At 60.3% G+C, this 13,000-nt stretch carries 10 protein-coding genes; 3 read left to right on the plus strand and 7 right to left on the minus strand.

From position 1 onward, the window contains the following. Positions 1–40: 40 nt before the first annotated feature. The 4 genes from KZX66_RS03945 to KZX66_RS03960 form a co-directional block, all read right to left on the minus strand. Entirely contained in the window at positions 41–277 is a 237-nt protein-coding gene (locus KZX66_RS03945) for a DUF1653 domain-containing protein (RefSeq protein ID WP_248076623.1), read from the minus strand. A gap of 95 nt (positions 278–372) precedes the next feature. Further along, the gene (gene fadA / locus KZX66_RS03950) at positions 373–1,548 is read right to left on the minus strand and encodes an acetyl-CoA C-acyltransferase FadA (RefSeq protein ID WP_248076625.1); all 1,176 of its coding nucleotides are present in this window, start codon (positions 1,546–1,548) and stop codon (positions 373–375) included. Positions 1,549–1,577: 29 nt separating this feature from the next. After that, the gene (gene fadB, locus KZX66_RS03955; protein WP_248076627.1) at positions 1,578–3,725 is read right to left on the minus strand and encodes a fatty acid oxidation complex subunit alpha FadB; all 2,148 of its coding nucleotides are present in this window, start codon (positions 3,723–3,725) and stop codon (positions 1,578–1,580) included. Between the two features lie 496 nt (positions 3,726–4,221). Continuing rightward, a complete protein-coding gene (locus KZX66_RS03960; RefSeq protein WP_248076629.1) occupies positions 4,222–4,659 on the minus strand; it encodes a hypothetical protein in 438 nt (145 codons plus the stop codon). A 106-nt stretch (positions 4,660–4,765) separates the two neighbouring features. On the opposite strand from KZX66_RS03960, the gene KZX66_RS03965 reads away from it, so the two are divergent. Beyond that, complete coding sequence (locus KZX66_RS03965; RefSeq protein ID WP_248076631.1) at positions 4,766–5,206, plus strand: universal stress protein; 441 nt, start codon at positions 4,766–4,768, stop codon at positions 5,204–5,206. A 123-nt stretch (positions 5,207–5,329) separates the two neighbouring features. Here KZX66_RS03965 and KZX66_RS03970 read toward each other — a convergent pair whose 3' ends face one another. Beyond that, positions 5,330–7,249 carry an ATP-binding cassette domain-containing protein gene (locus KZX66_RS03970; RefSeq protein WP_248076634.1) on the minus strand — a complete coding sequence of 640 codons (1,920 nt, stop codon included), beginning with the start codon at positions 7,247–7,249 and terminating at the stop codon, positions 5,330–5,332. Between the two features lie 213 nt (positions 7,250–7,462). On the opposite strand from KZX66_RS03970, the gene KZX66_RS03975 reads away from it, so the two are divergent. Continuing rightward, a complete protein-coding gene (locus tag KZX66_RS03975; protein ID WP_248076636.1) occupies positions 7,463–9,391 on the plus strand; it encodes a transglycosylase SLT domain-containing protein in 1,929 nt (642 codons plus the stop codon). 95 nt (positions 9,392–9,486) lie between these two features. On the opposite strand, the gene KZX66_RS03980 is transcribed toward KZX66_RS03975, so the two are convergent. Next, entirely contained in the window at positions 9,487–11,265 is a 1,779-nt protein-coding gene (locus tag KZX66_RS03980; RefSeq protein ID WP_248076639.1) for an ABC transporter transmembrane domain-containing protein, read from the minus strand. Between the two features lie 236 nt (positions 11,266–11,501). On the opposite strand from KZX66_RS03980, the gene KZX66_RS03985 reads away from it, so the two are divergent. Beyond that, on the plus strand, positions 11,502–11,675 hold the full coding sequence (locus KZX66_RS03985; RefSeq protein WP_248076642.1) for a PA1571 family protein: 174 nt from the start codon (positions 11,502–11,504) through the stop codon (positions 11,673–11,675). A 52-nt stretch (positions 11,676–11,727) separates the two neighbouring features. On the opposite strand, the gene pdxB is transcribed toward KZX66_RS03985, so the two are convergent. Continuing rightward, positions 11,728–12,870: a 4-phosphoerythronate dehydrogenase PdxB gene (pdxB, locus tag KZX66_RS03990; protein WP_248076645.1), complete on the minus strand. Its 1,143-nt coding sequence runs from the start codon at positions 12,868–12,870 to the stop codon at positions 11,728–11,730. Positions 12,871–13,000 lie beyond the last annotated feature (130 nt).

Consider the following 13,000-nt stretch of genomic DNA (forward strand, 5'->3'; position numbering starts at 1 on the left):
ACAAGGTGAGGTCAAGCGCAGCATTCTGCGCGGCCTGCCGTTATTGCCCTGAAAAAAGACTGGCTTCGGCCTGGACCAAAGCAAAGCGCGGGACGTGCTCACCGTCAACTTCGACGGTCTCCAGGAACATGCTCAAGGGACGCACCCAAAAGCCGTATTCGCCATACAGCGCTTGGTAAAACACCACTTCTTCTTCGGTCTCGGAGTGCCGTGCCACACTGAAAACGCGGTACTGCGGCCCCTTATAATGTTGGTAGAGCCCTGGTTCGACTTTCATGCTCTGCCTCCCTTACAAAATTTATTAAAAAAAATACAAAACCGCCAAAAAACAAAAACCGGGGCACTGGGCCCCGGCTTCCGTCAACCCAACGCTTAGACGCGTTCGAAGACGGTGGAAATGCCTTGGCCAAGACCAATGCACATGGTGGCTACCCCGAGGTTGCCGCCATTTTGCTTCATCACATTGAGCAAAGTGCCGGAGATACGTGCACCGGAGCAACCGAATGGGTGGCCCAGGGCAATCGCACCGCCGTGCAGGTTAACCTTCTCGTTCATCTTGTCGAGCACTTTCAAATCTTTCAGCACTGGCAGGGCCTGTGCGGCGAAAGCTTCGTTGAGCTCAAAGAAGTCGATATCGGCGATGGAAAGGCCCGCACGCTTCAAGGCTTTTTGTGTCGCTGGTACTGGACCATAGCCCATGATCGCAGGGTCCACACCCGCCACCGCCATCGAGCGAATCACCGCCAGCGGCTGGATACCCAGGTCCTGGGCACGCTGCGCCGACATCACGATCATGCACGAAGCACCGTCGGTGATTTGCGACGAAGTGCCGGCCGTCACGGTGCCGCCTTTCGGGTTGAATGCCGGCTTGAGCGCCGCGAGGCTTTCCAGGGTGGTGTCCGGACGAATGGTCTCGTCATAGTCGAACAACTTCAGGAAACCGTTCTCGTCGTAGCCGTTCATCGGGATGATCTCATCCTTGAACTTGCCTTCCACGGTCGCCTTGTGGGCGAGCTGGTGGGAGCGCAGGCCGAACGCATCCTGGGCTTCGCGGGTGATGCCGTGCATCTTACCGAGCATTTCCGCAGTCAAACCCATCATGCCCGAAGCTTTCGCCGCGTAGAGCGACATGTGCGGGTTAGGATCGACACCGTGCATCATGCTGACGTGGCCCATGTGCTCCACGCCGCCGACCACGAACACATCGCCGTTGCCGGTCATGATGGCCTGGGCGGCGGTGTGCAGCGCGCTCATGGACGAACCGCACAAACGGCTCACGGTCTGCCCAGCCGCAGTGTGCGGGATCTGGGTCATCAGGGAAGCCATGCGTGCGATGTTCCAGCCCTGCTCCAGGGTCTGGTTGACGCAGCCCCAGATCACGTCCTCGACTTCATTAGGGTCGACCTTGACGTTGCGCTCCAGCAACTTGCTGATCAGGTGCGCCGACATATCTTCAGCGCGGGTGTTGCGGTGCATGCCGCCCTTGGAGCGGCCCATCGGCGTGCGACCGAAGTCGACAATCACCACGTCTCTTGGATTCAAGCTCATAAATATTCTCGCTCTAGTCGTTTGGGCGCTTAACCGAAGAAGCTTTGGCCATTCCTGGCCATTTCACGCAGCTTCGCGGTCGGGTGGTACAGCGGGCCCAAATCAGCGTATTGATCAGCCAGGGCAACGAATTCGGCCACACCGATCGAGTCGATGTAACGCAGCGCACCGCCACGGAATGGAGGGAAACCAATACCGTACACCAGGCCCATATCGGCTTCGGCGGCGGTTTCAACGATACCGTCTTCCAGGCAACGCACGGTTTCCAGGCACAGGGCGATCATCATCCAGTTGATGATGTCCTCGTCGGACACCTCACGCTGTTCGTAGATGACAGGCGCGAGCACTTCGTGCACCGATGGGTCGGCAACTTTCTTCTGCTTGCCCTTCTTGTCGGTCTCGTAGGCGTAGAACCCTTTGCCGTTCTTCTGGCCCAGGCGCTTGGCTTCGTAAAGGGCGTCGACAGCCGAACGACGGTCGTCCTTCATGCGGTCCGGGAAGCCTTCAGCCATGACGTCACGACCGTGGTGACCTGTGTCGATGCCGACCACGTCCATCAGGTACGCCGGGCCCATGGGCCAGCCGAATTTTTCCATGACTTTGTCGATGCGCACAAAGTCCACGCCGGCGCTGACCAGCTTGGCGAAACCGCCGAAGTACGGGAACAGTACGCGGTTGACCAGGAAGCCCGGGCAGTCGTTGACCACGATCGGGTTCTTGCCCATTTTTTTGGCGTACGCCACGGTGGTGGCAACGGCCAGCTCGCTGGACTTCTCGCCACGGATGACTTCCACCAGCGGCATCATGTGCACCGGGTTGAAGAAGTGCATGCCGACGAAGTTTTCCGGACGCTTGAGGGCCTTGGCCAACAGCGAGATGGAAATGGTCGAAGTGTTCGACGCCAGAATGGTGTCGTCTTTGACCTGGGCTTCAACTTCGGCCAGTACCGCCTGCTTGACCTTCGGATTCTCGACAACCGCTTCGACCACCAGGTCGACGTGGCCGAAATCGCCGTAGGACAGCGTAGGACGAATGCCGTTAAGCACTTCAGCCATTTTCGCAGCGGTCATGCGACCTTTATCAACGCGGCCCACCAGCAATTTGGCAGCTTCCGCCAGGCCTTGCTCGATACCGTGCTCGTTGATGTCTTTCATCAGGATCGGCGTGCCTTTGGACGCCGACTGGTAGGCAATACCGCCGCCCATGATACCGGCGCCGAGTACGGCAGCCTGTTTCACGTCCTTGGCGATTTCGTCGTAGGCCTTGGCCTTTTTCTTCAGTTCCTGATCGTTCAGGAACAAGCCGATCAAGCTTTGGGCAGCCGAGGTTTTCGCCAGTTTGACGAAGCCGGCCGCTTCCACTTCCAGGGCTTTGTCGCGACCGAAGTTCGCGGCCTTCTGGATGGTCTTGATCGCTTCAACCGGCGCCGGGTAGTTCGGGCCGGCCTGGCCAGCCACGAAACCTTTGGCGGTTTCGAACGACATCATTTGTTCGATGGCGTTGAGCTTGAGTTTTTCCAGCTTCGGCTGACGCTTGGCCTTGTAGTCAAATTCGCCGCTGATGGCGCCCTTGATCAGGTTCAGTGCAGCTTCGGCCAATTTGTCCGGGGCAACCACGGCATCGACGGCACCGACTTTCAGTGCGTCTTCGGCTTTGTTTTCCTTGCCGGAGGCAATCCACTCGATGGCGTTGTCGGCACCGATGATGCGCGGCAGGCGCACGGTGCCGCCGAAACCTGGGTAGATGCCCAGTTTGACTTCAGGCAGACCAATTTTGGCGGTGGCGGCCATGACGCGGAAGTCGGCGGCCAGGCACATTTCCAGACCACCACCCAGCGCGATGCCATTGATCGCGGCAACGGTTGGCACGTTGAGGTCTTCGAAATCGCTGAAAATCTTGTTGGCTTCGAGGTTGCCAGCCACCAGCTCGGCATCGGGCAGCTTGAAGTTGTCGACGAATTCGGTGATGTCAGCGCCGACGATAAACACGTCCTTGCCGCTGGAAACGATCACGCCCTTGATCGAAGCATCTGCTTTGATGGTGTCTACGGCCTGACGCAGTTCGTTCAGGGTTAGACGGTTGAACTTGTTGACGGACTCACCCTTGAGGTCGAATTTCAATTCGACGATGCCACTTTCAAGAGCCTTAACCGTGATGGCTTTACCTTCGTAAATCATCAACTGATCTCCACGATATGGAAGCTGAACAGTACACACTGGACGCTGGCCTCTGGTTGGACATTGATAGTTGCGTCAATGCTCATGCCCATCTGCCAGGCACACCCGCCAATGCGATAGTCGGGATTCTGTATGATCGGTCTGACAGACAAACGCTCAATTCATACGCCCGTTTGATTCGGGTACGCCACCTTCATCCAATTCCGGACAATTGTCAATCGCCCGAAGGGCTAGGAAAAACACGACTTTCCAGTCATTTTAGGAACCCTGAGCGTGGCCCCCCAGGCCATCAATATCCAGTTATTCACGAAATCAATAGTGGGTAAGTTGTGGGAAAAGACTGTACAGATCGGGATATGCCGCTAGGCTTGCGACAACCGTAAAGCGCCTGGATGAACATCCGACGCGCACAACACACATTTACCGGCCTGCCTGGCCAACTCCAGCCCGATGATGATGTCGGGCTTTTTATTGCCTGAGATTGAGCCCAACGCACTCAAGCCAGGGCTTTGAGCAACGCATCGATGGCCAGCAAATCACGCGTCTCGCCTTTCTCGCCCCAGTACAGGGCGATCATTTGCGTATCGGCCTCGACTTTGTAGACGTTGGCCGGCAGCGTCGCAAAATGCTGCAACAACTTCTCATCCGAGCACTCTTCGCGCCAGCGGTTGACCCACACGCCCGGCTCCAACTGCCAGTAACTCCAGATCGACGGCGTGCTGCCGCGTCGTGGTCGGCAGTATTGCGCGCAGGGGCTCGGCGGTTCCTGCTTGAGCCAGTGTGGCCACTCCTGGGGCGCCAGCTGCATGGCCAGGCCGATACGGCGTGCTTCCATGCGCAGGGCCATGCGCCCGCTCTGATGGCGCGACGGACGCAGCCATGCCAGGGGGCTTAGAACCACCGCAAGGATTGACACCACTATCCAGACCGTCATATGTGTACTCCCGATTTTCTAGATGAGCGGATTTGACCTGAAGCAACCCCATCCGCTTGAAAGCAGCCATACTTCACTTATTGCAGTCCCCCTGGAGGAACGCCCCATGTCCTACGAACATATTCTGGTCGCGGTCGACCTGACCGAAGAGTGCGATCCAGTGATCAAGCGCGCGCGGGACTCCGCAATCGCCAACGGCGCCAAACTGTCACTGGTGCACATCGTCGAGCCCATGGCCATGGCCTTTGGCGGCGACGTGCCGATGGACCTTTCCCAGTTGCAGCAGCAGCAATTCGACCAGGCCAAGGAACGCCTTGACCGATTGATTCTCAAATACCCGGAAGTAAGCAAGGAAAATTCCCACCTCACCTACGGCCAACCGCGCCAGGAAATCCACCACCTCGCCAAGGAACAAGGTTGCGACCTGATCGTGGTCGGCAGTCATGGCCGTCACGGCCTTGCGCTGTTGCTGGGTTCCACCGCCAATGACGTGCTGCACGGCGCGCCGTGTGATGTGCTGGCGGTGAAGCTGGTAAAAAATTCGTAAGACCGACGGACCTCCAGTGTGGGGGGGGGGCAAGCCCCCCCTGCCACATTTGAACCGCATGACATATGAAAAAGCCCGGCGCCTGTATAAGGGCACCGGGCTTTTTTATGGCTCGAAGATCAATCAGGCATCCAACTCGGCCCAACGCTCAACCAGCGCCTCCAGTTCCTGGTTCAGCGCCTCCAGCGAAGCGATGACCTTGGCGGTTTCCGCCGCAGGACGCTGGTAGAAACCCGCGTCAGCCATTTCCGCTTCTACCGCGGCGATCTGCTGTTCCTTGGCGTCGATGTCACCCGGCAAGGCTTCCAGCTCGCGCTGCAGCTTGTAGCTGAGTTTCTTCTTGGCCGATGGTGCAGCTTCCTGCACCGGCGCAGCAGCGGCTACCGGGGTGACCACTGCGGAGTTCAAGTCGGCTTTGCCGGACTTGCTCTCGGTCACGCCCAGCAGACGCGGCGAACCGCCCTGGCGCAGCCAGTCCTGATAACCACCGACGTACTCGCGTACCTTGCCTTCACCTTCGAAGACCAGGGTGCTGGTCACCACGTTATCGAGGAATGCCCGGTCGTGGCTGACCATCAGCACAGTGCCGTTGAAGGTCAACAGCACTTCTTCGAGCAGCTCGAGGGTTTCCACGTCGAGGTCGTTGGTCGGTTCGTCGAGTACCAGCAGGTTCGCCGGCTTGCTGAACAGCTTGGCCAACAGCAAACGCGCGCGCTCACCACCGGACAACGCTTTGACTGGGGTCCGGGCACGCTGCGGGCTGAACAGGAAGTCGCCCAGGTAGCTCAGCACGTGGCGGCTCTGGCCGTCGATATCGATAAAGTCGCGGCCTTCGGCCACGTTGTCGATCACGGTCTTTTCCAGGTCCAACTGGTGGCGCAACTGGTCGAAGTAGGCCACGTCGATGCGCGTGCCTTCTTCCACGGTGCCGCTGGTCGGTTGCAGACCGCTGAGCATCAGCTTGAGCAAGGTGGTCTTGCCGGTACCGTTGGCGCCCAGCAGGCCGATACGGTCGCCGCGCTGCAGGACCATGGAGAAGTCCTTGATCAGGAACGGACCGTCCGGGTGATGGAAGCTGACGTTTTCCAGCACCATCACTTGCTTGCCGGACTTGTCGGCGGTGTCCAGTTGGATATTGGCCTTGCCGGTGCGCTCACGACGCTCGCCGCGCTCAACACGCAGGGCCTTCAGGGCGCGTACGCGACCTTCGTTACGGGTGCGGCGGGCCTTGATGCCCTGGCGGATCCAGACTTCTTCCTGGGCCAGTTTTTTGTCGAACAGCGCGTTGGCGGTTTCTTCAGCGGCCAGCGCCGCTTCCTTGTGCACCAGGAAGCTGGCGTAGTCGCCGTTCCAGTCGATCAGGCCGCCACGGTCCAGTTCAAGAATGCGCGTGGCCAGGTTCTGCAGGAAAGAACGGTCGTGCGTGATGAACAGCACGGCGCCCTGAAAATCCTTGAGGGCTTCTTCGAGCCAGGCGATTGCGCCGATGTCCAGGTGGTTGGTGGGTTCGTCGAGCAGCAGCAGGTCCGGCTCGGACACCAGCGCCTGGGCCAGCAGTACGCGACGGCGCCAGCCACCGGACAACTCGGCGAGGGTCTTGTCGGCCGGCAGTTGCAGGCGGCTCAAGGTGCTGTCGACCAGTTGCTGCAAGCGCCAGCCGTCACGGGCTTCGAGGTCTTGCTGGACGTGCATCAGCTTGTCCAGGTCTTCGTCGGTGACGCAGTTCTGCGCCAGGTGGTGGTATTGCGCAAGCAACTCACCCACGCCATCCAGGCCTTCGGCGACCACGTCGAACACTGTCCGTCCGTCGGCCACCGGCAATTCTTGCGGCAATTCGCCGATCTTGAGGCCCGGCGCGCGCCACACGGAGCCTTCATCGGGCTTCTGGTCGCCCTTGACCAGCTTCATCATGCTGGATTTGCCGGTGCCGTTGCGGCCGATGATGCACACCCGCTCACCACGGGCGATCTGCCAGGACACCTTGTCCAACAACGGCATAGCGCCGAAAGCAAGGGACACATCGCTGAATTTGAGCAGGGTCATACGCTTCTCCAAAAACTGGGCGCGCATTCTACCTGACTTGAGGGTCGGATGCGGCCGGCATTTTTGATGCCGACACGTTCTGTAGGACATTTCTGGCGAACTTGAATGAACCGGCCGGCAAAGCTTTCGCCTGCCGCTGGCAAAAGGCTAAGCTAGGAGCAATCAGTGTCGGCGGTGCCGGTGCTAGTCGTGATTTCTCTGCACGGACGTCTCATGCGCAGTCGCCTTTTCAACTTTTTATCTTGTCTGCTTCTTTCCGCCACCGCCGTTCAATCCGCCCAGGCCGTGGACCTCACCACCCAACGTCAATATTACGATGAAGCCAAGCGCGCCCTGGCCAAGGGCGACACCGGCCCGTACATGCAATACAGCCAGGCGCTGGCCGACTACCCGCTCACGCCTTACCTCGCCTACGACGAACTGACCGCCCGCCTGAAAACCGCGAGCAACCAGGAGATCGAGCAGTTCCTTGCCAAAAACGGCGACCTGCCCCAGGCCAACTGGATGAAGCTGCGCTGGTTGCGCTGGCTGGCCGAACGCGGCGACTGGCAGACCTTTGAAAAGTACTACGACCCCAAGCTCAATTTCGTCGAACTGGACTGCCTGCACGGCCAATACCAACTCACTCACAACCTGAAAGCCGAAGGCTACAAGACCGCCGAAAAACTGTGGATGACCGGCAAATCCCAACCCGCCGCCTGTGATGTCACCTTCGGCCAGTGGGCGGCCGACGGCCAACTCACCGAACAGAAAATCTGGGACCGCGCCAAACTCGCCGCCGAAGCGCGCAACTACGCCCTGGCCAACAGCCTGGTGAAGACCCTGCCGACCCTCGGCGCCCAAGGCCGCCTGATGGTGGACGTGGCGCAAAAACCCGACATGCTCAGCGACCCATCACGCTTCCAGCCAGCCACCGAGGCCATGTCGGACGCCGTGGGCCTGGGCCTGCGTCGCCTGGCACGCCAGGACCCGGACAAGGCCATGGCTATGCTCGACGGCTATGCCAGCAGCATGCACTTCTCCCGTGACGAAAAAGTGTCGATCGCCCGCGAAATCGGGCTGACCCTGGCCAAACGCTTCGACCCACGCGCCCTTGAGGTGATGACCAAATACGACCCGGAACTGCGCGACAACACCGTCTCCGAGTGGCGCCTGCGCCTGCTGCTGCGCCTGGCGCGCTGGGAAGATGCCTACCAGTTGACCCGCAAACTCCCACAAGACCTGGCCACCACCAACCGCTGGCGCTACTGGCAGGCCCGCAGCCTGGAACTGGCCGAGCCGAAAAACCCGCAAGCCCTGGTGCTCTATAAGAACCTGTCGCGGGAGCGGGATTTCTATGGGTTCCTCGCCGCCGATCGCTCCAAGGCGCCTTATCAGTTGAATAACAAGCCGCTGCTGATGAGCCAGGCGCTGATCAACAAGGTGCGCAACACCCCAGGCGTGCGTCGTGCCCTGGAGTTCTACGCCCGTGGTCAAGTGGTCGATGGCCGCCGCGAGTGGTACCACGTCAGCCGCCACTTCAATCGTGACGAAATGGTGGCCCAGGCCAAGCTGGCCTACGACATGAAGTGGTATTTCCCGGCGATTCGTACCATCAGCCAGGCGCAATACTGGGACGACCTGGACATCCGCTTTCCCATGGCTCACCGCGACACCCTGGTACGTGAAGCCAAAGTTCGCGGCCTGCATTCCAGTTGGGTGTTTGCCATCACCCGCCAGGAAAGCGCCTTTATGGACGATGCCCGCTCCGGCGTCGGTGCCAGCGGCCTGATGCAACTGATGCCCGGCACCGCCAAAGAGACAGCGCGCAAATTCAGCATCCCCCTGGCCTCCCCGGCCCAGGTGCTGGACCCGGACAAAAACATCCAGCTCGGTGCCGCGTACCTGAGCCAGGTGCACAGCCAGTTCAACGGCAACCGTGTCCTCGCCTCCGCCGCCTATAACGCCGGGCCCGGCCGTGTGCGCCAATGGCTGCGCGGTGCCGATCATCTGAGTTTCGACGTGTGGGTGGAAAGCATCCCCTTCGACGAAACCCGCCAGTACGTGCAAAACGTGCTGTCTTATTCGGTGATCTACGGGCAGAAGCTCAACTCGCCACAGCCGTTGGTGGATTGGCATGAGCGCTACTTTGATGATCAGTAATACAAGCCGCTTCAAGCGACAAGGTTGAAGCTTCAAGCTGAGTGCAAATGCCCGCATTATTTTGCGGGCATTTTTTATGGTGGGGAAAGTGGGCGTTAAACGCCGTCCTGCGCCCCATCACTGAACTGCAACGCTGCCAACCGCGCGTACAGTGGATTGCTTGCAATCAACTGTTGATGCGTGCCCACCGCCACCAGCTTGCCCTGGTCCATCACGGCAATGCGATCGGCATGTTTTACTGTGGCCAGGCGATGGGCGATGACCAAGGTGGTGCGCCCCTGCATCAGTTGCGGCAGGGCCTGTTGGATCAAATGCTCGCTCTGGGCATCCAGGGCGCTGGTGGCTTCGTCCAGCAGCAGGATGGGGGCGTCCACCAGCAACGCGCGGGCGATGGCCAGGCGTTGACGTTGGCCGCCGGAGAGGCCGAGCCCGCCGTCGCCCAGGTGAGTCTGGTAGCCCTGGGGCATTTGCAGGATGAAGTCATGGGCATGGGCAATGCGCGCGGCGGCCTCAACCTGGTCACGGGTGGCGGCCGGGTTGCCATAACGGATGTTGTCTTCAACGCTGCCGAAAAACAGCGCCGGGCTCTGGGAGACCAGGGCGAAGTGGCGGCGCAGGTCCATCGGGTCGAGCTCGGTCAGCGGGTGGCCTTCAAGCAGAATGCGCCCCTGCCGGGGGTCGTAAAAGCGCAGTAACAGGTCAAAGAGCGTCGATTTGCCCGCGCCCGACGGCCCCACCAGCGCCAGGGTTTCACCGGGGTTAATGGTCAGGTTCAAACCGTCGATGGCGTAACTGTCCGGGCGTGAGGGATAGCAAAAGCGCAGGTCCTGCAACTCTATACGGCCGCTGACGCGCGCCGGCAAACGAACAGCATCGGTGGCGGGTGCCTGGATTTCGTTGGTCGACTGCAACAGCTCACCGATCCGTTCTGCCGCACCGGCAGCGCGTTGCAGTTCGCCGAGCACTTCGCTCAGGGTGCCGACGGCACTGCCGACGATCAGGCTGTAGAACACAAACGCCGCCAGTTCACCGCCGGAAATGCGCCCACTGATAACGTCCATACCGCCGACCCACAACATTACCCCCACGGCACCCAGCACCAGCATGATCACCAGGGTGATCAGCCAGGCACGTTGCGCAATGCGTTTACGCGCGGTGGCAAATGCCTCCTCCACAGTTACAGCAAAACGCTGCTCGTCCTGCACCTGGTGGTTATAGGCCTGCACGGTCTTGATCTGGCCGAGGGTCTCGGACACGTAGCTGCCCACATCGGCGATCCGGTCCTGGCTCAGACGCGACAGGCTGCGCACACGGCGACCAAAAATCAGGATCGGCGCCAGCACCAACGGCAGGGCCACCACCACGATGCTGGTGAGTTTGGGGTTGGTGACGAACAACAGCACAATCCCGCCGATCACCATCAAGGCGTTGCGCAGGAACAACGACAGCGACGAGCCGATCACCGATTGCAGCAAGGTGGTGTCGGTGGTCAGCCGCGACTGGATTTCCGAGCTGCGGTTGTTTTCATAGAAACCTGGATGCAGGTAGATCAGGTGGTTGAACACCTGGCGACGAATGTCTGCCACCACCCGCTCGCCGATCCAGGACACCAGGTAGAAGCGCGCAAAGGTGCCCACCGCCAGGCCCAACACCAACACCATGAACAGGCCGATGGACTGATTAAGCAAGTGCGGCGACTGGGTCATGAAGCCCTGATCCACCAGCAGGCGAATGCCCTGGCCCATGGACAAGGTGATGCCCGCGGTGACGATCAGCGCCAACAAGGCGCCCAGCGCCTGCCAGCGGTAGGGCGCGATAAAGCGGCTGGCCAGGCGAATGGCGCGGCGTTGACGGGTTGAGAACATAGCGGGCATCACCGAAGAGGAATCTGTCCCTCTACATGGGGGGAACTCCGGCGAATAACAATGAGTCAGGTTAATTATGCCCACCGATACGGCCCCCTAGAGGCTATCGGTCTAACGGCCGGCTGGAAATTCGCAGCGGTTTCTGGTGGACTGGCTGTTCGAACCGGTGACCTGGCAAGGAGTTGTCACAGCCCGGTCACGCGGGGGTTTTAAAGTAGGCACACAACCTGATGAGGAGACAGGCCATGACCTTGCAAAACAGCAGCGATGCCAAGATTGAAGTAATCCGCCAACCGCAGCACTTGCCTTGCTCCGTCATCGACGCCCAAGGCCACGAGGTGCAGATTACCGAAGAGATGATCCAGCAGGCGTGCCGCGAGCTGGAAGAAAAATTGGTCAAGCCTGCCCGGCAAGGCTGAAGCGCCAGAGCTTTTTTAGTCCCGGCCGCCATGGCCGGGTTTTTTATGCCGGTCAGATCAGTTCGGCCCCCAGGGCTGCGACGATCTGCGACAGCGCGGCAGACTCACCATTGATCCGCACCTTTAAACCCTCGATCTCCCGACGCGCGGGGTAATGCTTGCGCAGCAGGTCAAAGGCCTTACGCTGCTCGTCCACGCTGCCGACCAGGCTGCGGCGGAAATCCGCATCATCCCGGCGCGGGTCGTACACGCTGCGACACAAGGTGGCCAGCGCCCAGACCGGATCGGTTTCGGCATTGAGGTGCACCTCAGCCAGCCACAGCGGTGGCAGCAGATCACTTAACTGAATACTCGGTGGCTGCCCCAGGTGCGCACAGAACGCCTGATAAATCTGCGCCGTGCCACGCTGGCGACCTTCCAGGCTGTAACCGGCGATATGCGGCGTGGCCAGCACGCACAGGTCGGCGAGGTCGACATCCACCTCGGGCTCGCCTTCCCATACGTCCAGCACCGCCTGCAGGTCGTCGCGCGCCAGCAGCACCTCGCGTAGCGCGGCGTTATCCACCACCGGGCCACGGCTGGCGTTGATCAGCCAGGTGCCGGGCTTGAGCTGTTCCAGGCGTTGGCGGTCGAACAAATGCCAGGTGGAACCGTTGCCGGACTTGGTCAACGGCGTGTGCAAACTGATCACATCGCACTGCTCGATGATCTGCGCCAGGCTCACGTAATCGCCGTCTTCGGCGATCTGCCGGGGCGGGTCGCACACCAGCACCTTCCAGCCCAGCCCCTTGAGCACCTTGACCAACCGCCCGCCCACTTCACCGGCACCGACGATGCCGTAGGTGCGCTGAGTCAGGTCAGCGCCTTCGATCTCGGCCAGGGTCTGCAGGCTGCCCAGCACGTAGTCCACCACACCACGGGCGTTGCAACCCGGGGCGCTGGCCCAACTGATGCCGGCCTGCTTGAAGTAGTCCAGGTCCAGGTGGTCGGTGCCGATGGTGCAGGTGCCGACGAAACGCACGTTTGTGCCTTCCAGCAACGCACGGTTGACGTTGGTCACCGAGCGCACCAATAGCACGTCGGCCTGCTCGACCGTAGCGCGGTCGAGCGAACGGCCGGGCACCCGGCGAATCTCGCCAAAACCTTGGAAGAATGCATCGAGCAGCGGGATATTTTCGTCGGCAACAATCAGCATGGCAGGCTCCTTTGGCGGACCGGCAGTGTACAGGGATCGCGGCCGTCGCTTACAAATCGCTAACACAGGTTTTTTCCTGACCGTTGCGTCAAGGCGTAGAATCCGCCGTCCTTGTGCCTCTCTCTATTGG

This window comes from Pseudomonas sp. EYE_354, assembly GCF_023148575.1.
GTDB lineage: Bacteria > Pseudomonadota > Gammaproteobacteria > Pseudomonadales > Pseudomonadaceae > Aquipseudomonas.

What these genes read in the sequence shown, in the direction of transcription:
- KZX66_RS03945 (WP_248076623.1), bottom strand. Translation starts at nt 277, where the DNA reads ATGAAAGTCGAACCAGGGCTCTACCAACATTATAAGGGGCCGCAGTAC.
- pdxB (WP_248076645.1), bottom strand. Translation starts at nt 12,870, where the DNA reads ATGCTGATTGTTGCCGACGAAAATATCCCGCTGCTCGATGCATTCTTC.
- KZX66_RS03985 (WP_248076642.1), top strand. Translation starts at nt 11,502, where the DNA reads ATGACCTTGCAAAACAGCAGCGATGCCAAGATTGAAGTAATCCGCCAA.
- KZX66_RS03970 (WP_248076634.1), bottom strand. Translation starts at nt 7,249, where the DNA reads ATGACCCTGCTCAAATTCAGCGATGTGTCCCTTGCTTTCGGCGCTATG.
- KZX66_RS03965 (WP_248076631.1), top strand. Translation starts at nt 4,766, where the DNA reads ATGTCCTACGAACATATTCTGGTCGCGGTCGACCTGACCGAAGAGTGC.
- fadB (WP_248076627.1), bottom strand. Translation starts at nt 3,725, where the DNA reads ATGATTTACGAAGGTAAAGCCATCACGGTTAAGGCTCTTGAAAGTGGC.
- KZX66_RS03960 (WP_248076629.1), bottom strand. Translation starts at nt 4,659, where the DNA reads ATGACGGTCTGGATAGTGGTGTCAATCCTTGCGGTGGTTCTAAGCCCC.
- fadA (WP_248076625.1), bottom strand. Translation starts at nt 1,548, where the DNA reads ATGAGCTTGAATCCAAGAGACGTGGTGATTGTCGACTTCGGTCGCACG.
- KZX66_RS03980 (WP_248076639.1), bottom strand. Translation starts at nt 11,265, where the DNA reads ATGCCCGCTATGTTCTCAACCCGTCAACGCCGCGCCATTCGCCTGGCC.
- KZX66_RS03975 (WP_248076636.1), top strand. Translation starts at nt 7,463, where the DNA reads ATGCGCAGTCGCCTTTTCAACTTTTTATCTTGTCTGCTTCTTTCCGCC.